We start from the raw sequence: 23,576 nt of genomic DNA, 5'->3' as shown, positions 1-23,576 counted from the left end.
GCTTGCCTATCCAATTAGCTGATATTGGACTTTTCTTGAAGAGCCATGACTTTTTCTAGCTCTGCTGCTTTGTACTTTAAGAAGATCATCACACTAATCATCACAATCATTCCTCCCACTAACTGAGAAACAGTTGTCATTTCTCCAAGCAAGAAATAAGCGAGAATGATGGCACCAATTGGCTCGCCCAAAATAGCCATTGAAATCGTTGTAGCATCTACGTACTTTAACAGCCAGTTAAATAAGGCATGACCAAAAATATTAGGAATAAGTGCTAAAAGCAAAAAGATCCACCAATCTTTTATGTCATATTGAATCAGCGATACGTTTGTACAAATATTGTAGACAAATAGAACCAGGCCACCGATTAAAAAAACGGCGAAGCTATAGATGATTGAAGGCATTTTCCTGCATAATTCTTGCCCCGCCAGCATATGAACAGAAACAGCTACTGTACCTAAGACAGAAAGTAAGTCTCCGTAAAGAGCCGTTTTGGATACTCCGATATCTCCCGATGCGATAATCACTGAGCCGCTAACAGCAATTAAAATGCTGATGATTCCTACTTTGCTTGTTTTTTCTTTAAATAAAAAATAAGCTCCTATCACTACGAAAACCGGCTCAAGCGCAGTCAAAATCATAGCGCTAGCAACTGTTGTATGTGAAAAAGACTCCATCCAAAACAGAAAGTGAAGCCCTAAAAACACGCCTGATACAGCTAGCATTAGCCATTCTTTTAACGTGCTGTTTTTAAAAAGAATTTTCATTTCCCTCCATGGTAAAAACGGTAAAAATAAAAGGACCGTAAACAGCAGTCTATACATTCCTAAAATAGAAGCAGGCGCCTCCGACCATTTAATTAAAATAGAAGAAAAAGAAACGGCTACTACACCGATTAAAAGAAAGACAGGAGGCGGTAAAGGAAGAGTTGATTTATTCATGCCATTACTCCTTTTAGAATCTCTTTTTTCATATTTACTACGGGAATATCCACTCCGTCTCTATGTACAATTTCTTTTTCCTCTATGTAAAAGCCGATTGATTCATACAAAGCTATATTACGAGAAACACTCATTCGCACCTTGCATGATAAACTTTCCTTGCCACACTCTTTGGCGTATGTTTCTAACCATTGAATAAGCTGTTTAGCCATTCCTTTTCCTTGAAAAGTAGGAATAACAGACAGGCGGTAAAAATATAAGCTCGTTTCTTCTAGCGTAAAACGCGCCATCGCTACCGGCTTATTTTCGACGTATAAAATGACAGCTTCTTTTCCGTGCTTTAACGATTGCATAATAGATTCTATCGTTTCATCAAGAGCACTGGACGGTGGGACAGAATCGCGATAGACGGAGAAGGCTTGCAGCATAAGATCGTGAACTATAGCGGCATCCTCTGGCTGTGCTAAACAGTACTTCATAAATTTTACCCTCTTTCTATAAAAATTAAGTATATCGAATTATTATACAACATCACCTATTTTTTTCCTACATCTTTTATTGATTTTTATTAGGAGAAATAACCTCTTTTTATGCTTTTGTGCCTTCTAAACTTTACTCCATTAATCTATTAATTCATTAGCACACACTCTTGAGAACTTTTTGTCGAAATGGTTAAAATTCTGTTGGGAGGGAATCATCATGACATTTTCTTGGCTTATACCTTACATAGCCGTGTCACTTATCATTGTCTTAATACCAGGACAAGACATGATTTTTGTAATGACACAAAGTATTGCTTCAGGCGTCAAAGCAGGCATCAAAACCGTATTGGGATCTATTACGGGAACCTTTGTACATACTCTTTTAGCCGCAGTGGGGCTATCTATTATCTTTCAAAAATCAATTATAGCCTTTACGATTCTAAAGGTTGTAGGCGTTCTGTACCTGCTGTTTTTAGCATACCAATCGTTTCGCGAAAAAAGCGGTCCATTGGAATTAACAGAAAACGTTCAGCAGCACCATCACTTTAGAAAAGGATTTGTTAGCAACTTAACCAATCCAAAAGTAGCTATTTTCTTCATCACGTTCTTACCGCAGTTTGTTAATTCGTCTCTTGGACATATAAGTTTGCAGATGATTTTGTTCGGTATCATCTTTATCGCCGAAACGCTCATCATCTTTTCACTTATTGCGCTATTTGCTTCTGGCCTTGGGAAAAAAGTCAAAAAAAGCCGCATCTTTCAGCACACATTAAAATATGTAAAAGGAACGGTTTTTGGCGTACTTGGCCTAAAACTTTTATTTTCTAGCAACAATTAAGTGAAACAAAATGAAATTTCTTTCATCCCTGCTGTTATTGCCTTTTCATACCTGCTTCATTTGTCATATCACCCTATTTTTCCATGTGAGGTTAGTTGACAAAAGACCAAAATTATTATTTTATATATATATAAGGTTCAGATTTAGCCACAAGATTCGACAAGGATAATGAAGAAAAACAGCGGGGAAATAGGGAGATCTATCTAAATAGAGGGAAAATTCTATAAATTCACGTTTTTTATTATTATTCTACTATAATTTATGAAGAGGTGAAACTATGCAAGAAGTAGTTCAAGGTTTTGTTAGTTCAATCAACGAATTTCTTTGGTCCTACTTACTGATTGCGATGCTGATTGCATTTGGTTTGTTTTTTACTTTTAGGTCAAAGTTTTTACAAATTCGATTATTAAAAGAAATGATTCGTGTATTAAAAGAAGGTGCGGATAGCTCTTCTAAAGACGGAATTTCGCCATTCCAAGCGTTTTGCATCAGTATGGCAGCCCGCGTTGGTACGGGGAACATTACAGGTATTGCGATTGCGATCGCTTTAGGGGGACCTGGTGCTGTCTTTTGGATGTGGGTGCTTGCCGTTATTGGTTCAGCTTCAGCATTTATCGAAAGTACATTAGCACAAATATACAAAGTAAAAGACAAAGACGGCGGCTTCCGAGGCGGACCGGCTTACTATATGGAAAAAGGTTTAAAAAAGCGCTGGATGGGCGGACTGTTTGCTGTCTTAATCACTTTATCATTCGGCTTAATTTTTAATGCTGTACAATCGAACACGATTACTCTTGCTTTTGAAAATGCGTTCGGAACAAATCGTTTAGTGTTAGGAATTATTATGACAGTGGCTTTCGCTGCCATTATTTTTGGCGGAGTTAAGCGTATTGCAAAAATGTCAGAATATATTGTGGTGGTACTGGCTGTTGCCTACATTGGCGTAGCACTCTTTATTATTATTATGAACATTCAAGAGATGCCTTCTCTTATTGCGTTAATCGTAAAAAATGCATTTGGTTTTGAGCAAATTGCCGGAGGTTCTCTTGGAGCAGCTCTTATGCAAGGAATTAAACGCGGATTATTCTCAAACGAAGCGGGTATGGGTAGCGCGCCAAACGCTGCAGCTGCTGCAACAACAAGCCACCCGGTAAAACAGGGATTGATTCAAGCCTTTGGTGTATTAACGGATACGCTTATTATTTGTAGCAGTACTGCCTTTATCATTTTACTTTCAGGTGCTTACACAAATAAAAATTTAAGCGGTATTGAGTTAACACAGGCTGCTTTAAGCACTCACATTGGTTCTTGGGCAGCAGGCGCTCTTGCGATTATGATTTTCCTATTTGCTTTTAGTACATTAATTGGTAACTACTACTATGGAGAAACAAATATTGAGTTCTTGAACACAAATAAAGCTTGGCTGATGACTTATCGTGTTGCTGTACTTGCAATGATTGTGTTCGGTTCTATTTCTCAAATTCAGCTTGTATGGGATTTAGCAGATCTGTTTATGGGCTTTATGGTAGTAGTCAACTTAATCGCAATTCTCCTGCTGTCAAAAGTTGCCTTTGCCGCACTCAAAGATTATCTTGCCCAAAAGAAAGCTGGAAAAGACCCTGTCTTCTATCAAGACAGCATTTCTGGACTTGATAATATTGATGCGTGGGATCATTCAAAAGATAAATCCAGCTCGAAAAAAGCGATCTAACAAAAAAAGCCGTGAATATTCACGGCTTTTTTTATTGTGCATATTTACTTCTTTTTCTTTCTTCTAGTGAAGCAGTCTAAGACTAACCAAATACCTATAGTATAAATAAATCACGCTGTACGGAATCCAGTAGGAAAAAAATGTCCAGCCGAGATTCCACCCGTTTCCGTATATAACTCTTTCCATATGCACATACGTTCCTTCTAAAAATGTTGTAAACAGCGCAATAAGAAAAATAAAAAAATAAGGTTTTCCGATTCGCTGGATTAAAAAAATCATATAGCTGGCCAATACAGGATAGACGCCTAAATTAAAAGGCAGCGCCTCTAATGCTTCATTTTCTAAAGAAGTGCGGAGTTTCCAAAAGCCATAATAACTCCCTAATTCATTGACAATGATTGCTAAAATGCAAAAAGCAGTTCCTACTAAAGGCATTAAACGACGATTTTTAGGATGTAAATAAAGTGTGCCAAAAATCCAAGGTAAAACAAACGCCAGCGCTATATTGATAAGCAAGAATATCCGACCTTTTTCTTTCTAGTATGCCACACCGTTTCTTTTTCTAATCATCTCTTTATCTTGAACGCAGCAAGCGTAAAAGCACCTTATCTTTCATCATTAAAACAGAGTGCTTACTTTATGATTACTGTGGTTCGTCCCTTGCTTCTTCCATTTATTTTAATGAAACAAATTCAGCGTCTTTTTTCTGGTAATAGTTTTGAACTAAACGCCCTGATAAAGCGGCTAATACCTGCTGGAATAACATCCCTAGTACGACGGGTACAGCAACGGGAGCTGGAAAATAAGATACCGCTAATACGGCTCCGGCACTAATATTTCTCATGCCCCCGCAAAACGTAAGCGTCACAACTTTTGCTCGGTCCCACCTTAGCCATTTACCAATCATCCAGCTAAAGAAATAACCAGCTGAACTCATTAAAAAGACGATCACGATGATAAACAGCAGTTTTTTATCGATATGTTTTAAATAAGGGGCAATCACTCCCCCGTTTACCATGACCATCACACTTAACCCTATTTTTGAAACAGGTGCCAGCTTTGGTCCTAATGTCTGCTTAATTGTTCCTTTTGTATATTGATTTAAGCACATGCCTAACAGAGATGGAAAGACAATCATAAAACATAAATCTTTGACTAGCTTTAGCGCTTCCAAATGCACGGTGTCTCCAACCACCAATAAAAGCGTATAAGGAACGATAAGCGGCGCTAAAAGAGTATCAATTAAAATAATGGACAGCGCAAGAGGAATGCTTCCTTTGTAAATAGAGACCCATATAAAACTAGTCACTCCGGTTGGAATAATCGCTGCTAGTAAAAGGCCCGTGCTTGTAAATACATCATGCGGAAAAATCACCTGGCCAACGCTCCAAGCCCACGCTGGCATAAAAATATGTAAAACAAACAGGGCCATAACGATTGGAAATGGACGGTGTATGGTGGCGTTTAACTGCTGAAAATTTGAGTTTAAACTTCCAGCAAACGTCATTAATGCAAAAAGCCATGGAATTAAAAAGGTATACTGACTCAGTGACGAACCGATAAGCACTCCTATGAGTAAGCTGACCGGCGTAATAAAGGGCATCAATTTTTCTAGCATTCTATTTAATTGACTTAACAAAGCTTCTCCCTCCAACGAACGTTTTAAATAAATAATAAGATAAATTAATGTTTATAATATCACCTATTTATTATACAACTTATTTTCAGACTATTGTCTGTCTCTTTTACTAAAAAGAGATATATTCATAATTATCACTTAAATAGATTTACGGGTATTTTTATGCTATTTTAATAGGGAAGAAGCTTTTAAAAAGCATGAATTTAGGGTACCGTACACTCTACATAGAAATGCTTTAATTGACGGATATAAATGAACTGTAGCACAGTTTTGGTAACTAGGAGGATTGTATGGATTTTTTGAAGTCTCTGTCATCTTTAGATGATTGGAAAAAAATCGTGATTGCGATTGGGATCTTTCTGATCTTTTTAATTCTTCGCAAGCTGTTCACGACTTATTTGTTTAAGTTTATTATTGGTTTTGTCAAAAATAAAAAAATCAATTTAATTACGAGCGTTTTAGAAGCTTTTGAAAAGCCGCTGCGCTGGATTTTTGTGATTATTGGTTTCAAGCTTGCTCTTCCCTATCTTCCCTTTGATGTTTTAACAGCCGACACGGAAAGACATTTAGTTCGTTCAGCTTCTGTTGGCCTTGCAGGATGGGGCTTGTATAATTTAGCTGCTTCTACCAATTTATTTTTTGCAACGTTTGCCAAAAGCTTTGATATCCAAGTGGATCGAATCATTATTCCTTTTATTGAAAAGTTCATCCGCATCGTTGTTGTTATGCTTTCTATATCCATCATCGCAGAAGAATGGGGTTTTAACGTAAACGGCTTTGTAGCGGGTCTTGGGTTAGGTGGTCTTGCTTTTGCCCTAGCCGCAAAAGACACCGTTAGTAATTTATTCGGCGGAATTGTGATTATTACCGAAAAGCCTTTTACTATTGGAGATTGGATTAAAACACCGAGTGTTGAAGGCGTTGTAGAAGATATTACGTTTCGAAGCACCAAAGTTCGAACGTTCGCTCAAGCAGTCGTAACGGTTCCAAATGCTACTCTTTCTAATGAGCCTATTATCAACTGGGCTAAGATGGGAAAACGTCAAATTGCCTTTCATTTAAACTTGAATTATAATACACCAAAAGAAAAGTTAGAAACCGTAGTGACAAGAATTAAAAAGATGCTGACGGAGCACGAAGAAATTCACAATGAAACGATTCTTGTAAATTTTGACGGCTTCTATGAATCTAGTCTAAATATCTATCTGTATTTCTTTACAAATACAACCGTTTTTGCTGATTATTTAGATGTAAAAGAAAATATAAACTTCGAAATTATGGACATTCTTGAAGAAGAAGGCGTAGAATTTGCTTTCCCTACGCGCACACTCATCGTTGAGCAGGACGGAAAGCTTTCTGGCAATCCAAAAGAATTTCTAGAAAGTGCTCGAAGCTAAAAAAAGCTGACTACTAAGTCAGCTTTTTTTCCTTTCTTTTTTAGTTTGAAATGAACATTTGAGTCCAGTAATGGCCGTAGCTTCCACCTTTAGCGTAACCTACTCCGATTTCGGTAAATTGACTCGATAGTATGTTTTTACGGTGACCTTCGCTATTCATCCATGCGTTAACCACTTCTTTTGGAGTTGCTTGTCCAGCAGCGATATTTTCACCTGCTGTACTGTATGTAATACCAAAGTTTTTCATCATGTCGAACGGACTTCCATATGTAGGCGATGTATGACTAAAATAATTTTTATCAATCATATCCTGCGATTTATAGCGAGCAACGCGAGCTACTTCCCAATTAGACTTTAAAGGCTTAAGTCCTACTTTAGCACGTTCTTGATTCACTAGCTGAACCACTTGCTCTTCGTATGAACTTCCTGCTTTATCGGTTGGAATAGTAATTTTCTGTCCCGGATAGATCGAATTAGGATTTTTAATAGCAGAATTCGCTTCAATCAGCTCGGAAACGCCAACCTGATATTTTACTGCTATTTTCCACATCGTATCTCCCGATTGAACGGTATGTACGGTTGCTGCTTGCGCAGTGTTATTAAGACCAAAAGCTAGAGTGACAGACAACAGTGTTACTAATAAAAGTTTTGATAGAGTTTTCATACTTTTATTAAAGCAAATTGATTTCAAGATTCATAGCGGTAATATTATCCCTTAGTTCCATCATATGACTTTATCATCTTCTCAGCACGCTTTTTTCATAAGAAAGGCGCACTGCTCTTTTGCAATGCGCCTTTTTGTTACGAAGATAAAGCCTGTGACTGGTTCATGTCCGACACATTAACCGCTTCATCCGTGCTTTGATGCACCTGACGTTTTTTGATCACATCAATATATTGAATGTGATGGCCTTCCATTTTCGTAACGGTAAAGTCATACTGATCAAAGCTAAGGCTTTCTCCTTGCTTGACGTCATATTTTTCCGTCAAGACCCAGCCTCCAATTGTATCAACATCCGTATCATCAATTGTTGTGCCAAGCAGCTCGTTAAGCTCACTTACTAATAACTTTCCATCTACAATATAATGATCGGGTTTGACTTTCTGAATTAATGGAAGTTCATCCGCATCAAATTCATCACGAATTTCACCGACAATTTCCTCTAAAATATCCTCTACTGTTACAATCCCTGCTGTTCCACCGTATTCATCAATTAAAATAGCCATATGGATGCGTTCACGCTGCATCTTAAGCAATAAATCATGAATAGGAATCGATTCAATTACTTCAATAACAGGACGGATATACTGTTTTAAATCTATTTTTTCCTTACTGTTGTTCATGACAATCTCGGTTAAAATCTCTTTCATATTGACCATTCCAATAATATGATCTTTATCTCCATCGATGACCGGATAGCGGGTAAACCGCTCTTCTTGGACCATCTCAAGGATGTATTCGACTGTATCTTCCTGGTCAATCGAAACGACTTCCGTACGCGGCACCATAATCTCCTTGGCAACGCGATCATCAAAGTCAAAAATTTTACTTACATATTTAAACTCCGATTGATTGATTTCACCGCTTTTATAGCTTTCTGATAACAAGATGCGAAGCTCTTCTTCACTGTGTGCAAGCTCATTTTCTGAAGCAGGCTTTAGACCAAATAACCCTGTTATTAAACGAGAAGAACTGTTTAATAGCCAAATGAAAGGATAGGTTACTTTATAAAAGAGTATAAGCGGACGAACAAATAATAAAGTGACTTTCTCTGCTTTTTGAATTGCAAATGTTTTCGGAGCAAGCTCTCCGACCACAACGTTTATAAATGTAACAACCGCAAAAGAAATCGCAACAGATAGTACTTTTGTTAAAGCTCCGCTTATCCCTAGTTGATCAAGTAATGGTGAGAGGAGATGCGAAAGTGTAGGCTCTCCTAACCAACCAATTCCCAGCGCAGTAATTGTAATACCAAGCTGACACGCAGATAAGTATTCATCTAAATTTGAAATAACTTGCTTCGCAGCTTTTGCATTGCTGCTCCCTTCTGCTATAAGCTGATCCACTTTGGAACTCCTCACGCGAATAATCGCAAACTCGGTAGCAACGAAAAAAGCAGTTAATGCAATCAGTACCGCTAGTAAAATCAAGTTAAATATGTCCAATCAAGTTCCTTAGCTCGTTTAAAAACGAGTAAGGACTCACCTCCTAAAAAATAAAAAATTTGGATAAAGAACTCTATCCCTGTACTGATCACTTGGAAAAGTGCATATAAGGAGGAATCACATGATAAATGTATAAACATTTTTATATGGAGCAAAACTGCCAGTCTTTCTTCCTTATCTCACGTTTCACTCGTTAGTGTAGCAGGTCATTCTTTATTCAGCTGTTCTAGATGTGAAGCAATGGCTCACATCGCTTCATTTCATGATGTTGCTTCAGCGCTGATTCTCTCTTCCATTCATTTATAAAAAATTTAGTAGTTTACAACCTTTATAAAGTTAAAGTCTGTTAACGTCTTAAAAGAGCGATTATGTGATAAAGAGCGATATGCGTGAAGCAAATGTAGGTTTATATAATACTGTATTGTACGCTTTGACACTGGTGCATATAATGCTACTTCGCCAACGTGGTACACTGCCCCATCCAATCACCTCTATTTCCGTATATCTAAAAAGAATAAGGAATAATTATCCTATTTCTTTTTAAACTTATTGACTTTATTTTAAATGTTAAAAACTTTGCAGTCAAACGTTTTAGTTAGTCTCCTGCCCTTGCTATTTACTGGTGCGGCGATTTTTAGCAGGTAAATAAAAGCTTGCTGCTACACAAAAAAAACCAAGGACAAAACAGATAATGGGGAGTTTCACACCTATCGCTTCAGCATAATAAGTGAGACTCCTTCCGTGAATAGGGACAAGATTCATTTCAAAAATCAAAGTCAAAACAGCTGTCACTTTGAGTGCAATACCAACAATGAAGAGACAAACTCTCAAGCCTACACTCATATGCGAAAACATCCCTTCTATCCATTAGCGAATGGATGATGTACTACACCATATGATACATCCCTACACTTTATCACTAAATGCTAAAAAAGCGCTATGTCCATGCATAGACGCTTATAAATTTGCGACCACTTGTCCAATGGAATCATAGATAACCAAATCAAACAAATAATCGTAATGGGTAGGTTCTTTATTAATCATCACCATGTTTGTACGATTGTACCGGCTCACAAGCAGCGGAATCTGATTAATCGGTGCTACTTCAAGCGATGAACCAAGCACGATGAATAAATCAGATGACAGCGCTGCTGTAACTGCTTCATCGAACTGATGAATGGCATCTCCAAAGAGAACAACATTTGGCTTTAAAAGGCGCTCACACGCTGTACATTGTGGGAGAGCCGACTGATTTAAATACGCTAAGCCATACTCTTCTTTACAGCTTGGACAATGAGCTCTCTTAATGGATCCATGAATCTCAAAAACGTTCGTGCTTCCTGCATCTTGGTGCAAGCCATCAATATTTTGCGTAATCACATGCACGGTTTTGGCTTCTTCTAGTTCAGCAATAAAGCGATGGCCCGTATTTGCTTTATACTGATGCAGCATTTTAATATGAAAAATCTCTTTAAACAGCGGCCAAAACTCATGAGGATACTGTTCATAGAAGTCAGCAGCTACTATGTCCACAAAGCTTTTGTTTTGGCGATATAAGCCATTTTGAGAGCGAAAGTCCGGTATGCCTGACTCTGTGCTCATTCCTGCTCCCGTAAAAAAACAAATGTGTTTAGCATCATCAATGAGCTGTTTTAATTCTTTGTACTGTTTTGACATTGCATTTCTCTCCTATTTAACAATTAGCACAGGAATCGTTACTTGCTGTGCAATTTTAGAACTCACGCTTCCAAGCAGCATGCCTTTTACAGGATTTAACCCTCTGCTTCCTATTACTACAAGGTCAAATGAATTTTGATTAGCAAATTGAATCACTGTTTTAGCAGCGTCTCCATGCATAAACGTAATCTCATACTCCACGTTTCCTTGCTTTAAAATTTCATCTGTTGTATGTATCCGACTTTCCCGTTCCTCGTCGCGGCTAAGTGATTTTAATCTTGAATCACCCTCTACTGCATAAATAACTTGAATAAAACTGTTTTCCGTCAGCTGAGCCAGCTGAACGGCTTTTTCTGTTGCTTTAGCTGCATGCTCTGAGCCATCTGAGGCAAGTAAAATTCGTTTAAACATCACGCTTCCTCTCCTCTTTTGTAAAATGGTCTTCTCTCTTTACTATATCACTCGCTGTTCAAATGTAATCATTTTTTTAATTATTTCTATAATTTTTAAAATTATTTGTCTACTTTTATGATAAACTGAAAGAAAACGTGTACAGAGGGGATGGAACGATGTTTGGTTTTGAATTAATTTGCACTTTTTGCAAAGGGCTCGGAAAGCTAGCCGTTATTCCTGGTATCGGTTACATGAAAACATGTAAACACTGCGAAGGGACAGGGATGCAATCAAAAAAAGACGAAACTCCTTCAATATAAGAAGTTTCGCCTCAGCAACACTGTGATTAGATTGAAAGCTCTTTAGATAAACGGTACATATCAGCATTGATATGGTGAGGTTCACCTAAAATTTCCATAATATCATAATCTACAATTTCATTTTTACGGATACCGATTGCACGGCCGCCTTTACCTTCTAGCAGAAGCTCGACTGCACGACCGCCGAAACGGCTTCCTAGCACACGATCTTGAGCAGTTGGGGAACCACCGCGCTGAATGTGTCCTAATACTGTTACACGCGTTTCAATACCTGCAGCTTCATGAAGCTGCTTCGCCACTTCATTACCATTGGCTACACCTTCAGCTACTACAATAATGCTGTGCTTTTTACCGCGCTCTTGGCCTTTTCTCAAACGATCAACCATTTCTTGGAACTCATCTTTTGCTTCTGGGATAAGGATTGTTTCCGCACCGCCAGCAAGACCTGACCAAAGAGCAATGTCTCCTGCATTACGACCCATAACTTCAATAATAAACGTACGTTCATGAGAAGTCGCCGTGTCACGGATTTTATCAATTGCATCGATAACCGTATGAAGAGCCGTATCAAATCCTAATGTAAAATCTGTTCCTGGAATGTCGTTATCAATTGTTCCTGGGATACCGATACAAGGGAAACCAAGCTCTGTTAGTTTTACAGCTCCCATATATGATCCGTCTCCACCAATAACTACTAAGCCTTCAATACCGTGCTTCTTAAGGTTTTCAATACCTTTTAAACGCCCTTCTTCTGTTTTGAATTCTGGACATCTTGCAGAATAAAGCATAGTTCCACCGCGTTGAATGATGTCACCAACATCTCCAACTTCTAGCTTTTTAATATTTCCTTCTATTAACCCTTGATATCCTTGATAGATACCGTAAACTTCCATACCTTCATGAATTGCTTTACGCACAACAGCACGAACCGCAGGATTCATACCTGGAGAATCTCCGCCGCTTGTTAATACACCTATTCTTTTCATTACTTTCACCTCATCAAAGTCACATACATGACTACTATATTATAGTTCTACATTTTACCTGAGTTCGAACTTTTTGTGTAGTAATTCACAACATATTTCTTTGTTAAATTTTAAATGTACATACTTTTTCATATCTTTTAGTTATTTACCGTCAAATATTCAAAGTTTTTCTAGCAATATTGCACATCTAAAGAACCCTTTTAGTTACAGCTTTTATAAGACTATATTCACCTTTATATTTCATTTTTTTCATATATGTAATGAAATTGTAACGTAGAACACTGTCGAAAGATGATATGATGAATTTACTCAAATCAGGGAAAATTTTCAGGGGGTACTAGTTTTATGAAAAAAGTAATAGCAGCTCTTACGCTTGCTGGCGTTATTGTTTCTACTAGCCCGATTGTCAGCCAAGCGGCTCTAGGCGACCAAACGCTTCGCCAAGGCATGAATCATCAAGATGTTAAACAACTACAACAAACGTTGAAAAATAAAGGTTATTTTAAAGGGAATACGACTACATACTTTGGGACTGTTACAACTTCTGCTGTAAAATCATTTCAGCGCAAAAATGGACTAGCAGCAGATGGTATTGTTGGAAAAGGAACGTATGCTAAACTAGGCGTTTCAGCAAAGGGTAAATCTTCTTCTAGCTCAGCGCGCTATAACCCTAACGCAGTGATTAACAAAGGAAAACAGTATATGGGCGTTCGATATCGCTGGGGTGGAACAACGCCAAGCGGCTTTGACTGCAGCGGTTTTATTGGCTATGCGTTCAAACATGGCGGCGGGGTTCAACTTCCTCGAACAGTAGCTCAAATTTATCAAAAAGGAACGCGCGTCTCAAGTCCAAAAGCTGGAGATATTGTGTTCTTTCAAACCTATACAAAAGGGCCTTCTCATGCAGGAATTTATTTAGGAAATAACCAGTTTCTTCACTGCTCTTCATCTAAAGGTGTGAGCATCTCTTCTCTGAAAGAGAGCTATTGGAGCAAACGCTATTTAGGTGCTAAAAGAATGTAGTTTCTATAAAAAGGGCAAGCTGTGCGATTTTGATGCGGCTTGCTCTTTTTCTGCATGTAAAAGATTTGGTATAGTAGAAGCAGCACATTACATTGCAAAACCAAGCGTGTAGATGAATACTGTAAAGGAAGTTGAATAAATGCACACCCTTTTAATTGACATGGATTCTGTCATTTGTGATCTTATGACGGATTGGCATAACCAATATAACAAAGATTATTGCGACAGCTTATCGGTTGAAAAGTTAAAATGCTGGGAATCAGAAAAGTATGTAAAGCCGGAATGCGGCACAAAAATTTATGACTACCTCGATCAGCCGGGGCTTTTTTTACATTTAAAACCTCTGCCTCATGCTGTTGAGGTTCTTAAACGACTTTATGAAAGGTTTGCCATTTTAATTGTCACAAGCAGCCGTACCTATGCTTATACAGAAAAAGAGCAGTGGGTTGAAAAACACCTTCCGTTTATCGGAAAATACAATATCGTGTTTACACACCAAAAAGATAAAATATACGGAGACTTGCTATTTGATGATGCACCGCATAATTTGAAGGCTTTTCAAGCTACAGGTCGCCATGCTGTTGCCATGAGCTACCCGTATAACGAAGAAGTAAAGGTCCCTCGCGTGGACGATTGGCTTCAGTTTGAACAGTACGTAAATACTTATTTCAACGAATGTTGAGCTTAAAAAAACACGTGGACTTTGTCATCAGAGAATGAATGCAGTGCGTTTGTTAGCACAGCTATAAGCATAAAAAAACCGCCCAAAAGGCGGTTTTTGACGGATAGCCCCCTAAGGGCTATCCTCTTTTTATTTAAAAAAGATATAGTTTTTTAGTACTTATCAGCTGATGAGAAAAAGTCCATAATGGCATGGATAATTTCAACGGACTGAAAAGAGAACAATGATATGGCTGTTAATGAAAAGAAACCAATCATGGCCATACGTACAAGTAACATAGACTAATCGCCTCCCTGTTTTGAACTAAATGAACGCACCCAAAACAATTCGCTATCTGTCTTTGTTTGTACGACGTTTTCGCCAAGCAAAGGCAGCTCATTCACTGCGTGTAACAATAACAATGAATCTTCATCTTTATCTTAAAGACTAAGCGTATAGTTAGTATATCAAATGAAACTTTTTCTTCAAGGCTGTACTAGCGGTAAAAAAGGAAATAGTATGAAACGATGCGTTTTATCTTTATTTCATACAATTCAGTACCCTAATATTTATTATATTAAACCTTTTAAGAAAATTGCTACTATTATATCTTTTTTTATAAAAAAATATTGAGACATAGCTACATGCAGTAAACCTGCGTTCACCATCACAATGAAAAAAATCCGAACGATTCATCGTTCGGATCCTCTTTCAACTGAAATACTTTTGTTCCGGCCTTCCCCATTTTATCGACACGTACTGTAATACTCATTGACAATGTCTAAAATGGTTGGGTATTCTTCCACCCATGTAAAATTTGTTTTTTCATTTTCTTTTTTTACTGTTTCTTGTTCTGCACCTATCTTTTCCATTGTTCAATCTCTCCCTTTAACTGTTATATAACATTTATATTAAATTAACTTTGTTTTATAACAATTTTCAGAAAAAAGTTGGACAATGACGTATGAAAAAAAGTTATTGTGCCGATAAAATTTTCACATAATATGTACGAGTCCTCGGTCCATCAAACTCACAAAAATAAATTCCTTGCCACGTTCCTAGCAGCAGCTGCCCATCGTGAACGATTATATGCTGAGAGGAGCCGACCGTGCTCGCTTTGAGGTGCGCCGCCGTATTTCCTTCCATATGAAGATCTAACTTATGTTCCCAAGGATATACTTCATCGAAGCGTCGGATCATATCGGTTTTTACATCCGGATCCGCATTTTCATTAATTGTTATACCAGCGGTTGTATGAGGACAGTAAACAACTACAGCCCCTTCTTTTAACCCTTCTGTTCTTAGTACTGCCTGCACCTGACTCGTAACGTCGATCATTTCGTCACGCTTATTCGTTTTTAACGTAAATGAATGTAGCATATCATCACCTCTTTTCTTTACCATAACATATCTTTTCTATTCTTCCACATTTTTCGCATAACTCGTTTTTACATCGTAAACACTAAGCTCATTAATACAACAGGCGGTGAGTTTATTTATGCTCGATTCAAAATTTCAGCCCAATGCAGACTACACCGTTCAAACGTTTCTAAATTTGGTGGGTCAAAATACAGATGTTGGTTCCAAAAAATTATGGCTGTCTCCCACAAAATATATATGCATTATTTATCTCCAAGGATTAGTCGACGGAGAAAAACTTGATAATCTTACTCAGCATGTTGTTGAGACAAAAGCAAAAAGTGAAACGCAAACACTCGATGACATCGATTCGTTTATTTCTGTCATTAAAGACAAAGAAGTTTATACATACAAGCAAGCGATCTCGTGTTTTTTTAAAGGTCAGCCCCTGCTGTTTATTAGCGAAAGCACCACGGCATACTCATTAAATATGTCTATGACCAAACAGCGCTCTTTAAGTGAACCTACAACAGAAAAAGTAGTGCGTGGCCCTAAAATTGCTCTTATCGAAAACTTAGATGAAAACCTTGGTCTTTTAAGGCAGCGTTCTACCGAGGAAGAAATGGTTATTGAAGACATTTATATTGGAAATACAAAGGAACATCGAACAAGTATCGTTTTTCATAATAAACACTGTCAAACTCACATCGTGAATCAAGTCCGAGAGAAATTATTAGACATTCCTTTAGATAACATTCAAGACTCAGGAATGATTGAAGAATTTTTAGAAGAAGCACCTTACTCACCGTTCCCTCAAGTACAAAATACAGAAAGACCGGATCGTGTTCTCGCTGCGGTGAATGAAGGGCGAGTAGCCATTTTAGTAGATGGCTCTCCTTTTGCTCTTTTAGTGCCTACAACTTTCGATATGATTATGAAATCACCCGATGATTATTACGAAAGATGGATAGCCGGTTCATTGCTAAGATTACTAAGGTACTTGTCTATTTTTATTACCCTATTCTTTTCAGCTATTTATATTTCACTCGTTTCGTTTAACCAAGGCCTGCTTCCGACTGAGCTAGCTATTACGATTGCGGCCACACGAGAAAACGTTCCTTTTTCTCCTTTTATCGAAGCAGTGGTCATGGAAGTGACGCTTGAATTATTGCGCGAAGCCGGGCTGCGTCTCCCTACTCCTGTTGGACAAACAGTTGGACTTGTAGGCGGGGTTGTGATTGGTCAAGCAGCGGTGGAAGCCCATATCGTTAGCTCCGTTATGATTATTGTTGTATCTGTATCGGCAATTGCGTCCTTTACCGTTCCTCAGTACGGAATTGGCCTTTCGTTTCGAATTTTGCGTTTCGTATCTATGATGATTGCAGCAATCTTTGGGTTATATGGCGTTACCATGTTTTTTCTTGTTCTCGTCATTCATCTAACCAAGCTCGAAAGTTTTGGTATGGCTTACTTCAAACCGTTTTTTGCGTTAAATAAAAAAGCCTGGAAAGACTCTTATATTCGTCTGCCAAACAAAAGTCTAAAACAGTCTAAAAATAAATCGGAATAAAACTGACACAAGGAGGACCATATGGAACAATCACAGTCACAATCAAGCAAGCTTCTTTCAGACTTTTATGCCATTTCAATTATTTCTTCAACCATGCTGGGCGTCGGTTTATTAACACTGCCAAGCAGCATTACAAACCAGACAAATAATGCAGATGGATGGATTGTACTTATTATGGACGGCCTTTTGTTTATTGGAATTGTTCTTTTTTTAGTCTGGATGGTTAAGTATTTTACGATTAGCTGTATGTTTGATTTCTCGCAAGAAGTAACCGGCAAGTTGATTGGAAATATATTCAATTTTGCTATAGTCGTTTATTTCACATCTGTAGCAAGTTTTGAAGTAAGAGCTATGGCAGAAATGATTCATTTTTATTTACTGGAAACGATGCCCATTGAGTTAATTATCCTTTCGTTTATTTTGACAGGCGTCTATTTAATCACTGGCGGCATTGATTCTATCGGAAAAATAATGACGCTATGTTTCCCTGTAACGGTCATTATTCTTCTTATCTTATATCTTCTTAGTATTGGAATGGTCGATTTAAAAAACTTGCAGCCTGTGTTAGCTGATGGCTTCAGTCCGCTTCTTTCTGCTTTTACAACCGTCTCTGTCTCCTTTTTAGGGATTGAAACGATTGTATTTCTTCCAAAGCATATGAAAAACAAAAATCATTTACGAAAAGTTTCTATCATCGGATTTTCCATTCCTTTACTTTTATATATTATCACTTACGTATTAGTTGTCGGCGCGTTATCCGTCCCGGAAGTAAAAACAACCGTTTGGCCTACCATTGAATTTGTTCAGACGCATGAAGTAAAAGGAATTTTCTTTGAGAGGCTTGAATTATTTTTACTTATTGTCTGGCTTCTTCAGTTTTTTTTAACCTTTGTAATGTATTTCTTTTTAGCTGTTTCAGGATTTAAAAAGATTTTCAAAAACCGATCAACTACTAATATTATCTTTCTTGTGCCCGTTCTATTTATGAGCTCTTTAGCGCCCAAAACAGCAAGCGACGTGTCGAATTATTCAACTGTTCTAGGCTGGGCATTTTTAGTGACATTTTTAGTTATCCCTCTTTTTTTCAGCATGTTAATGAAAATAAAAAAGGTTGTGTTCAAATGACGAAAAAATGTCTTCCTGTCATAATGGCCATTTTTTTATTGTGCGGCTGCACAAATCATCGAAACATTGAACAACTTGCTCTTGTTATAGGAGTGGCAATGGATATTACATCGAAAATCGAACCAAAAACAGGAAAAAACCAGCTTGTGCTGACTCATCAAACGTTAACCGAAACGGAATCCGGAAATATGTCTTCTTCCATTCCATACAAAAACATTACAACAGCTGGTCCTACAATTCATGAAATTACGCGAAATATTTCGCTGAAATCTGATCCTATATACAGCCAGCATCAGCGAGCACTTTTAATAGGAGAAAAAGCGAGCAAGACCATCCCTCTTGATGCGCTTATCAATCAGTTTGTCCGTGACAATGAAATACGGCGCAGCAGCCTTGCGTTTGTTACAAAAGGCGATGCTAAAAACGTTTTAACGATTCAAGGAATGTCTGTACCGCCTGTAAACTTAATTTACGAACTTGTTTACAATAAATTCAAAACGAATAAAATTCTAAATCCCCTAACAATGGGAGAGCTATCGGCTAAGTTAAAAACCGATCAAAGCTTTTTAATACAGCGGCTTTCTAAAATAAAAAATAGCGTTGAAATAGACGGCGCGGCAATCATAAAAGATAAAAAAGCAAAATTCACCTTAACTCAGCACCAAGTGGAGGGTTTAACGTGGTTAACGGGGAATATTAAAGGCGGAATTATTTATGGCAAACACAGATCATACCCATTTTCCTATGAAATTGGAGATGTTCAGCAAGATGTGAAGACCCGCATTGATTCAAATCACTCCGTTCATTTTGACATCAACGTTCAAACAAGCGGCAGGCTATCAGAAGATTGGGAGACTTCAAAACAGGCTCTTGCCGCCTCTAATGTAAAGAACACCGAAAAAAAAATAGAAAAAATCATTCGAAAAGACGCAGAAAAAACACTCCGCTTATTGCAAAACAACTACAAAGCTGATGTGATTGACCTGCATGATTACGTGCGAATTCATCATCCTCATTTTTGGAAAAAACATCAGCATGAATGGGATGAAATTTTTAGCCAGTCGACCATCGACTATTATGTTCAGGTTCAAATTAAAGATTTTGGGACACAGGGCAGAGATTAGCTCTTATTACTCAACGCCAGCTTCAGTGAGCTCTTTTTTCTTTAGTTCCATAATCGTGAACTTATCGGTATAGTTTTTGCTGACGAACAGCTGGCGTTCATTGTCGTTATTAAAATAAAATTTTTTATTATCTTGATATTGAAAATTCACTTTCTTCTTTTTCATTTGTTTAATAAACGTTAAGTAGTCATTTGAATGAATGAGATACCTTTTAGGCTTATCGGATATTTGAACAACATCTTCACCCGAAGATTTTAATTTTACAATACTCCATGCAATGGGGAGAGGATTACCTTCTTGAAAGATCGTTTTGTGAAAAATGAGCACAAAGAAAGCAGCTGTAATAATTGAAATAAGAACAAGCTGTTTTTTCACCGTATATCATCCTTTCTTCACGTCTTTACTACGTTAAGTAATACGACAGGCGTATGAAAAAACCTGTTCATCCGCAAAGGTTGTGTAAAGAAATAATGCAAAATCAACAAAATATAACAGTTTGGTTACCTTTTGATTAAATAACATTACTTCTTTACAAATTTAGCTAATCACGTGATAGACTAAACTCAACATATTAAGTCAGGACTAAACTAAATGAGGTGTTGCGTATGACTACAATGCGGCTTCAATCATACTTAACAACAATGTTTCCAAATGTTCAAATGAAAAGACCTCTTTTTTATAACGCGCCCGCAGGTATCCGCTTTACCCTTACCAATCAAAAAGGCGTATGGGAACGAGAATACATGAAAAATGTGTACGCACGCGCTTATGAAATTTTTGAGACACTCCATGAAAAAAATGATGAGCTGTTACTTGTTTTCAAAGCGAATGCTGCACAGGATGATTTACTTTTAAAAAAGAAAAAAGAAACAGCTATTAAAAAATTCATTCGCTCTCGCCTGAAGAAACAAGAAGTTCAATCCGTAGCATTATTAAATAACGCTGAGTATATTATTGCCTGTAAAACAAATGATGTGAAAGAAAAGCTTCTTTTGCAATCAATTGCCAACCGCGATCTTCATATTCATCCGGCTATTGAAGAAGAGTGTTATATTGTGAATTTGAATAAAGAAACCATCTTCCACCTATACGACGAGCGCGGACTGGACATTGTATCGAACAATCAGTCTTCTCTTCAACTTCTTCAGCAAAAGTTTCACGACTGGATTCTAGATATTGATGCAGCTTGCTCTAAAAAAGTACAATAAAAAAAGCAATCATTCAGTAAAGGAATGATTGCTTTTTTATTAGGCTTGATGGACAGGAGACGCTTTTTTTAAAAACAGCCAGTTGATAAGAAAGAATAAGAAGCTTACGATAACCATTGTTCCGAATGTAAGTAACAGCGACCCGTTCGAAAGGCTTTTTATAAAATGAATAACCGGTTCTTTTGTCACTGGAATCGTAAACAGTAAAATTAAAACAGCACCGGTGATCATCCCTCCTGTTTGCCCGAATTTGTAAACGATACTGCCGAGCAAACACGATGCTGCTGTAATAAAAAAAATAAATACAGCGTCCGTTAAAAAGTGAACAGCGACAGTAGGGTCATGAAAGATAAAATCGCTCGCATAATAAAGCTGAACATTCATTAAATTGAAACTATTAATCACCTTTATTGAAATGCTCATGATGACAACATTGATAAGGGACATTACAATTGCAAATAAAGCAAAAACACAGGTCATCGTTAAAAGATATGCTTTACGAGTAGCTCCTAACTTTAAGCAAAAGGAGAAACTTTTTCGAATGATAATAAAACTTACAATACCTGAAAAGATGTACTGCGGCATACTTGTTACTAATAGAAGATGCTCATTCACCTGACTGAACACTAAAATATCTACTACAACAAAAGCTAACAGAATCGTCCAAAAGCGAATCATTAAATACTTTAGTTCAACGTAGAGCGAATAACTAATGGCGGCAAACTGTCCTTTCATTATGCTACACCTCCACGATTTGCTGTAAGATAAATCATAATATCCTGTACGTGAACAGCTTCTACATGAAATGAACTGTCGACAAGCTCTTCAGCATAAATATCTTCATTAAAGAGCACTATTTTTTTCTCTCCTCCGAATACTTGTTCATGGATTACTTGCTTTCCTTTTTCATATTCTTCAATTTGACTTTTAGGTCCTTTCACACTTACGCAGCGCTGCTGCAAATTTTCTGCCGTATCCTGAAGAATCAGCTTTCCTTTTTGCATAATGAGTACTTCTTCAAATAAATTACTTACCTCATCAATTAAATGCGTTGAAATAATGAACGTGCGTGGATATTCTTCATATTCATCCAATAAAAGCTCATAAAAACGCGCTCGCATCGCAGCATCAAGTCCAATATAAGGTTCATCAAAGATTGTGATGCTCGTTCGAGAAGATAGCCCAACAATAATTCCTAATGCTGATTCCATACCTTTAGATAATGCTTTCACTTTCATATTACAATCTAAATCGAACTCTTCCATAAGCCTCTCAGCAGCTTCTTCACTCCAGTAAGGATAAAAAAGTGACGCAATTTTTAGCACGTCTTTGACTTTTAATGTTTTTTTGAAATTTCCGCTTTCATTAATTAAGCAGATGTTTTGCAAAACAGAGCGGTTTTCAAATGGAGATTGATTTCCCACTTTTACCTCTCCTGTCGTAACTGGAATATGTCCTGCTACAATTTGCATCAGAGTCGTTTTGCCGGCTCCGTTTCTACCTAGCAACCCGTATATTTTATTTTGTGCTAGCGTAAGTGAAATGTCTTTTAACACTTGTTTAGACCCATAGCATTTATTTAACAGCTGCGCTTCTATATTCATTTTATTTCCCCCTTGTCTAACAGCTCTTTTAGCTCGTTTACCGTAATCCCCAAATGCTGTGCTTCTTTTTTCAGGGGAACGATAAAACGGTTATAAAATTCTTCTTTTCTTTGTGTAAGCAATACTTCTTTGGCGCCCGCACATACAAACATCCCTATCCCTCTCTTTTTATACAATATTCCGTGGTCAACTAGCTGATTAATTCCTTTAGCTGCCGTTGCAGGGTTAATGCGATACATTTTGGCAAATTCATTCGTAGACGGTACTCTTTCTTCTTCTGGAAAAGCATCATTCAAAATATTCTCTTCGATGGTTTCTTTGATTTGTTGGAAAATTGGTCGCTGATGATCTAGTGATTGTTTCATTTTGACTACCTCACTTAAGTGGTTCATTACTCATGTAACTAACTATATAACTGACTGGTTATTTTTTCAAGCGTTATTTCCAAAAAAAAGAAAAAAAGTCCGTCAGTTAGTTACTGACGGACTTTTTCATTTGACTGTTTAACCACTTGACCGTTCTTTTTACTAGCTCATCCTGCTGCTCTTTAGTGGAAATACTGGCTTTGTTGTCGCCTTTTTGTTTCCCGTACATTCCAAACTGTGCGTGATTAGCTCCTTTTACTTGGACCAGCTCCGTATTTTTTGAAAGTAAATGCTTGGTTTCTTTAATTTTTCCAGGCGTCGACAAACCATCTTTCTCACCGGTTAAAGACAAAATAGGATAAGTGGAAGTTGAAAAATTATTTTTATTCATCGGATACGATGCTAAAAGAACTAAGCCTTTTATTGAATCTTGATGATCATACGCATAAGAGGCTGCACTCACTCCTCCAAGGGAATGCCCTCCGATAAACCATGCGGAAATCTTCGGGTAGCTCTTCACAATATCCGTTGCTTTGTTTTGACTAAAAAAACTCATATTAAACGGAGAATCTACAACAGCAACAAGATATCCTTCATTTGCAATTTGCTGAGCATAATAGCCATATGCTAACGGCTCTACTTTAGCACCTTGATAAATAATATAGCCGGCTTTTATCTCTTTGTTCGTTTGAGGCTTGAATACGTAATAATCGTCTTTCTTCACTACTTTTTTCTCATCTACTAGTGAGTGAAGCTGCTTTGAAGGTTCATAATCAAAACCTGACCATATGACAAAAAAAGCCACGGTTACTGCAACAAGAACAGCAAGACCGACTCCTAATGTTTTTAACGTTTTTTTCATGTCACTCCCTCTTTCTGTTTTTTTACTATGTACTCTTTTTATATCTTTTAGACATTTTACATGTTTGTTTTAAAGATATACAAGAAAAAAGAGAGGTTCGATATGCCCAAAGCAGGACGCAGCAG

At 37.4% G+C, this 23,576-nt stretch carries 28 protein-coding genes; 10 read left to right on the top strand and 18 right to left on the bottom strand.

The genetic code is table 11. From position 1 onward, the window contains the following. Positions 1 to 14: 14 nt before the first annotated feature. The gene (locus AC4NPH_RS15770) at positions 15 to 941 is read right to left on the bottom strand and encodes a DMT family transporter (RefSeq protein ID WP_013058665.1); all 927 of its coding nucleotides are present in this window, start codon (positions 939 to 941) and stop codon (positions 15 to 17) included. Continuing rightward, complete coding sequence (locus AC4NPH_RS15765) at positions 938 to 1,420, bottom strand: GNAT family N-acetyltransferase (RefSeq protein WP_029323892.1); 483 nt, start codon at positions 1,418 to 1,420, stop codon at positions 938 to 940. Before AC4NPH_RS15765 ends, AC4NPH_RS15770 begins: the two co-directional genes overlap by 4 nt. A 220-nt stretch (positions 1,421 to 1,640) precedes the next feature. Here AC4NPH_RS15765 and AC4NPH_RS15760 point away from each other — a divergent pair, with 220 nt between their 5' ends. Beyond that, positions 1,641 to 2,261 carry a LysE family translocator gene (locus AC4NPH_RS15760; RefSeq protein WP_063672542.1) on the top strand — a complete coding sequence of 207 codons (621 nt, stop codon included), beginning with the start codon at positions 1,641 to 1,643 and terminating at the stop codon, positions 2,259 to 2,261. A gap of 277 nt (positions 2,262 to 2,538) precedes the next feature. Next, the gene (locus tag AC4NPH_RS15755; RefSeq protein WP_013058668.1) at positions 2,539 to 3,972 is read left to right on the top strand and encodes an alanine/glycine:cation symporter family protein; all 1,434 of its coding nucleotides are present in this window, start codon (positions 2,539 to 2,541) and stop codon (positions 3,970 to 3,972) included. 63 nt (positions 3,973 to 4,035) lie between these two features. On the opposite strand, the gene AC4NPH_RS15750 is transcribed toward AC4NPH_RS15755, so the two are convergent. Both AC4NPH_RS15750 and AC4NPH_RS15745 read right to left on the bottom strand, forming a co-directional pair. Then, entirely contained in the window at positions 4,036 to 4,488 is a 453-nt protein-coding gene (locus AC4NPH_RS15750; RefSeq protein ID WP_013058669.1) for a CBO0543 family protein, read from the bottom strand. 157 nt (positions 4,489 to 4,645) lie between these two features. After that, positions 4,646 to 5,611: a bile acid:sodium symporter family protein gene (locus tag AC4NPH_RS15745; protein WP_063672548.1), complete on the bottom strand. Its 966-nt coding sequence runs from the start codon at positions 5,609 to 5,611 to the stop codon at positions 4,646 to 4,648. A 290-nt stretch (positions 5,612 to 5,901) separates the two neighbouring features. On the opposite strand from AC4NPH_RS15745, the gene AC4NPH_RS15740 reads away from it, so the two are divergent. Beyond that, positions 5,902 to 7,008, top strand: coding sequence for a mechanosensitive ion channel family protein (locus tag AC4NPH_RS15740; protein WP_013058671.1), 1,107 nt, complete (start codon positions 5,902 to 5,904; stop codon positions 7,006 to 7,008). 40 nt (positions 7,009 to 7,048) lie between these two features. Here the strand turns inward: AC4NPH_RS15740 and safA are convergent, their stop codons facing one another. The 5 genes from safA to AC4NPH_RS15715 all read right to left on the bottom strand — a co-directional run bounded on the left by safA (position 7,049) and on the right by AC4NPH_RS15715 (position 11,262). Beyond that, positions 7,049 to 7,672 carry a SafA/ExsA family spore coat assembly protein gene (safA, locus tag AC4NPH_RS15735; RefSeq protein ID WP_078082276.1) on the bottom strand — a complete coding sequence of 208 codons (624 nt, stop codon included), beginning with the start codon at positions 7,670 to 7,672 and terminating at the stop codon, positions 7,049 to 7,051. Positions 7,673 to 7,809: 137 nt separating this feature from the next. Then, positions 7,810 to 9,174: a hemolysin family protein gene (locus AC4NPH_RS15730; RefSeq protein ID WP_028415084.1), complete on the bottom strand. Its 1,365-nt coding sequence runs from the start codon at positions 9,172 to 9,174 to the stop codon at positions 7,810 to 7,812. A 612-nt stretch (positions 9,175 to 9,786) separates the two neighbouring features. Further along, the gene (locus AC4NPH_RS15725; RefSeq protein WP_035439113.1) at positions 9,787 to 10,017 is read right to left on the bottom strand and encodes a YuzI family membrane protein; all 231 of its coding nucleotides are present in this window, start codon (positions 10,015 to 10,017) and stop codon (positions 9,787 to 9,789) included. Positions 10,018 to 10,131: 114 nt separating this feature from the next. Beyond that, a complete protein-coding gene (locus AC4NPH_RS15720; protein WP_013058675.1) occupies positions 10,132 to 10,851 on the bottom strand; it encodes an NAD-dependent protein deacylase in 720 nt (239 codons plus the stop codon). 12 nt (positions 10,852 to 10,863) lie between these two features. After that, positions 10,864 to 11,262 carry a universal stress protein gene (locus tag AC4NPH_RS15715; RefSeq protein ID WP_013058676.1) on the bottom strand — a complete coding sequence of 133 codons (399 nt, stop codon included), beginning with the start codon at positions 11,260 to 11,262 and terminating at the stop codon, positions 10,864 to 10,866. 158 nt (positions 11,263 to 11,420) lie between these two features. On the opposite strand from AC4NPH_RS15715, the gene AC4NPH_RS15710 reads away from it, so the two are divergent. After that, a complete protein-coding gene (locus tag AC4NPH_RS15710) occupies positions 11,421 to 11,564 on the top strand; it encodes a hypothetical protein (RefSeq protein WP_013058677.1) in 144 nt (47 codons plus the stop codon). A 26-nt stretch (positions 11,565 to 11,590) separates the two neighbouring features. Here the strand turns inward: AC4NPH_RS15710 and pfkA are convergent, their stop codons facing one another. Then, positions 11,591 to 12,550, bottom strand: a complete 960-nt coding sequence (gene pfkA / locus AC4NPH_RS15705) for a 6-phosphofructokinase (protein WP_013058678.1) — start codon at positions 12,548 to 12,550, stop codon at positions 11,591 to 11,593. Between the two features lie 345 nt (positions 12,551 to 12,895). On the opposite strand from pfkA, the gene AC4NPH_RS15700 reads away from it, so the two are divergent. Together AC4NPH_RS15700 and AC4NPH_RS15695 are read left to right on the top strand one after the other, a co-directional pair. Further along, entirely contained in the window at positions 12,896 to 13,573 is a 678-nt protein-coding gene (locus tag AC4NPH_RS15700) for a C40 family peptidase (protein WP_013058679.1), read from the top strand. A 139-nt stretch (positions 13,574 to 13,712) separates the two neighbouring features. Further along, positions 13,713 to 14,255, top strand: a complete 543-nt coding sequence (locus tag AC4NPH_RS15695; protein WP_013058680.1) for a 5' nucleotidase, NT5C type — start codon at positions 13,713 to 13,715, stop codon at positions 14,253 to 14,255. 152 nt (positions 14,256 to 14,407) lie between these two features. Here AC4NPH_RS15695 and AC4NPH_RS15690 read toward each other — a convergent pair whose 3' ends face one another. The 3 genes from AC4NPH_RS15690 to AC4NPH_RS15680 form a co-directional block, all read right to left on the bottom strand. Then, positions 14,408 to 14,533, bottom strand: a complete 126-nt coding sequence (locus AC4NPH_RS15690) for a hypothetical protein (protein WP_013058681.1) — start codon at positions 14,531 to 14,533, stop codon at positions 14,408 to 14,410. Between the two features lie 447 nt (positions 14,534 to 14,980). Further along, positions 14,981 to 15,106 carry a hypothetical protein gene (locus tag AC4NPH_RS15685; protein WP_016765283.1) on the bottom strand — a complete coding sequence of 42 codons (126 nt, stop codon included), beginning with the start codon at positions 15,104 to 15,106 and terminating at the stop codon, positions 14,981 to 14,983. 103 nt (positions 15,107 to 15,209) lie between these two features. Continuing rightward, positions 15,210 to 15,614 carry a secondary thiamine-phosphate synthase enzyme YjbQ gene (locus AC4NPH_RS15680; RefSeq protein WP_013058683.1) on the bottom strand — a complete coding sequence of 135 codons (405 nt, stop codon included), beginning with the start codon at positions 15,612 to 15,614 and terminating at the stop codon, positions 15,210 to 15,212. Positions 15,615 to 15,732: 118 nt separating this feature from the next. Here AC4NPH_RS15680 and AC4NPH_RS15675 point away from each other — a divergent pair, with 118 nt between their 5' ends. The 3 genes from AC4NPH_RS15675 to AC4NPH_RS15665 are packed head-to-tail and all read left to right on the top strand — an operon-like array spanning position 15,733 to position 19,412. Then, positions 15,733 to 17,163, top strand: coding sequence for a spore germination protein (locus AC4NPH_RS15675; RefSeq protein ID WP_013058684.1), 1,431 nt, complete (start codon positions 15,733 to 15,735; stop codon positions 17,161 to 17,163). A 21-nt stretch (positions 17,164 to 17,184) separates the two neighbouring features. Next, positions 17,185 to 18,288 carry a GerAB/ArcD/ProY family transporter gene (locus AC4NPH_RS15670; RefSeq protein ID WP_491938807.1) on the top strand — a complete coding sequence of 368 codons (1,104 nt, stop codon included), beginning with the start codon at positions 17,185 to 17,187 and terminating at the stop codon, positions 18,286 to 18,288. Then, positions 18,285 to 19,412 (top strand): Ger(x)C family spore germination protein, encoded by a 1,128-nt coding sequence (locus AC4NPH_RS15665; RefSeq protein WP_491938806.1) that lies wholly within the window; start codon positions 18,285 to 18,287, stop codon positions 19,410 to 19,412. Before AC4NPH_RS15670 ends, AC4NPH_RS15665 begins: the two co-directional genes overlap by 4 nt. A 6-nt stretch (positions 19,413 to 19,418) precedes the next feature. On the opposite strand, the gene AC4NPH_RS15660 is transcribed toward AC4NPH_RS15665, so the two are convergent. Beyond that, positions 19,419 to 19,787 carry a hypothetical protein gene (locus AC4NPH_RS15660; protein WP_013058687.1) on the bottom strand — a complete coding sequence of 123 codons (369 nt, stop codon included), beginning with the start codon at positions 19,785 to 19,787 and terminating at the stop codon, positions 19,419 to 19,421. A gap of 230 nt (positions 19,788 to 20,017) precedes the next feature. Between AC4NPH_RS15660 and AC4NPH_RS15655 the strand changes: the two genes are divergently transcribed. Further along, positions 20,018 to 20,620, top strand: coding sequence for a DUF3885 domain-containing protein (locus tag AC4NPH_RS15655; RefSeq protein ID WP_013058688.1), 603 nt, complete (start codon positions 20,018 to 20,020; stop codon positions 20,618 to 20,620). A gap of 39 nt (positions 20,621 to 20,659) precedes the next feature. Here AC4NPH_RS15655 and AC4NPH_RS15650 read toward each other — a convergent pair whose 3' ends face one another. The 4 genes from AC4NPH_RS15650 to AC4NPH_RS15635 all read right to left on the bottom strand — a co-directional run bounded on the left by AC4NPH_RS15650 (position 20,660) and on the right by AC4NPH_RS15635 (position 23,451). Further along, on the bottom strand, positions 20,660 to 21,355 hold the full coding sequence (locus tag AC4NPH_RS15650; protein WP_029323910.1) for a hypothetical protein: 696 nt from the start codon (positions 21,353 to 21,355) through the stop codon (positions 20,660 to 20,662). Further along, positions 21,355 to 22,224, bottom strand: a complete 870-nt coding sequence (locus AC4NPH_RS15645; RefSeq protein ID WP_013058690.1) for an ABC transporter ATP-binding protein — start codon at positions 22,222 to 22,224, stop codon at positions 21,355 to 21,357. The genes AC4NPH_RS15650 and AC4NPH_RS15645 overlap by 1 nt, the downstream gene beginning before the upstream one ends. After that, entirely contained in the window at positions 22,221 to 22,589 is a 369-nt protein-coding gene (locus tag AC4NPH_RS15640; RefSeq protein ID WP_013058691.1) for a GntR family transcriptional regulator, read from the bottom strand. Before AC4NPH_RS15640 ends, AC4NPH_RS15645 begins: the two co-directional genes overlap by 4 nt. A 106-nt stretch (positions 22,590 to 22,695) precedes the next feature. Beyond that, a complete protein-coding gene (locus AC4NPH_RS15635) occupies positions 22,696 to 23,451 on the bottom strand; it encodes an alpha/beta family hydrolase (protein WP_053487675.1) in 756 nt (251 codons plus the stop codon). Positions 23,452 to 23,576 lie beyond the last annotated feature (125 nt).

The sequence above is a fragment of the Priestia sp. MDV22-iso46 genome (genome assembly GCF_058629175.1).
This window is presented reverse-complemented; position numbering and strand designations above follow the sequence as displayed.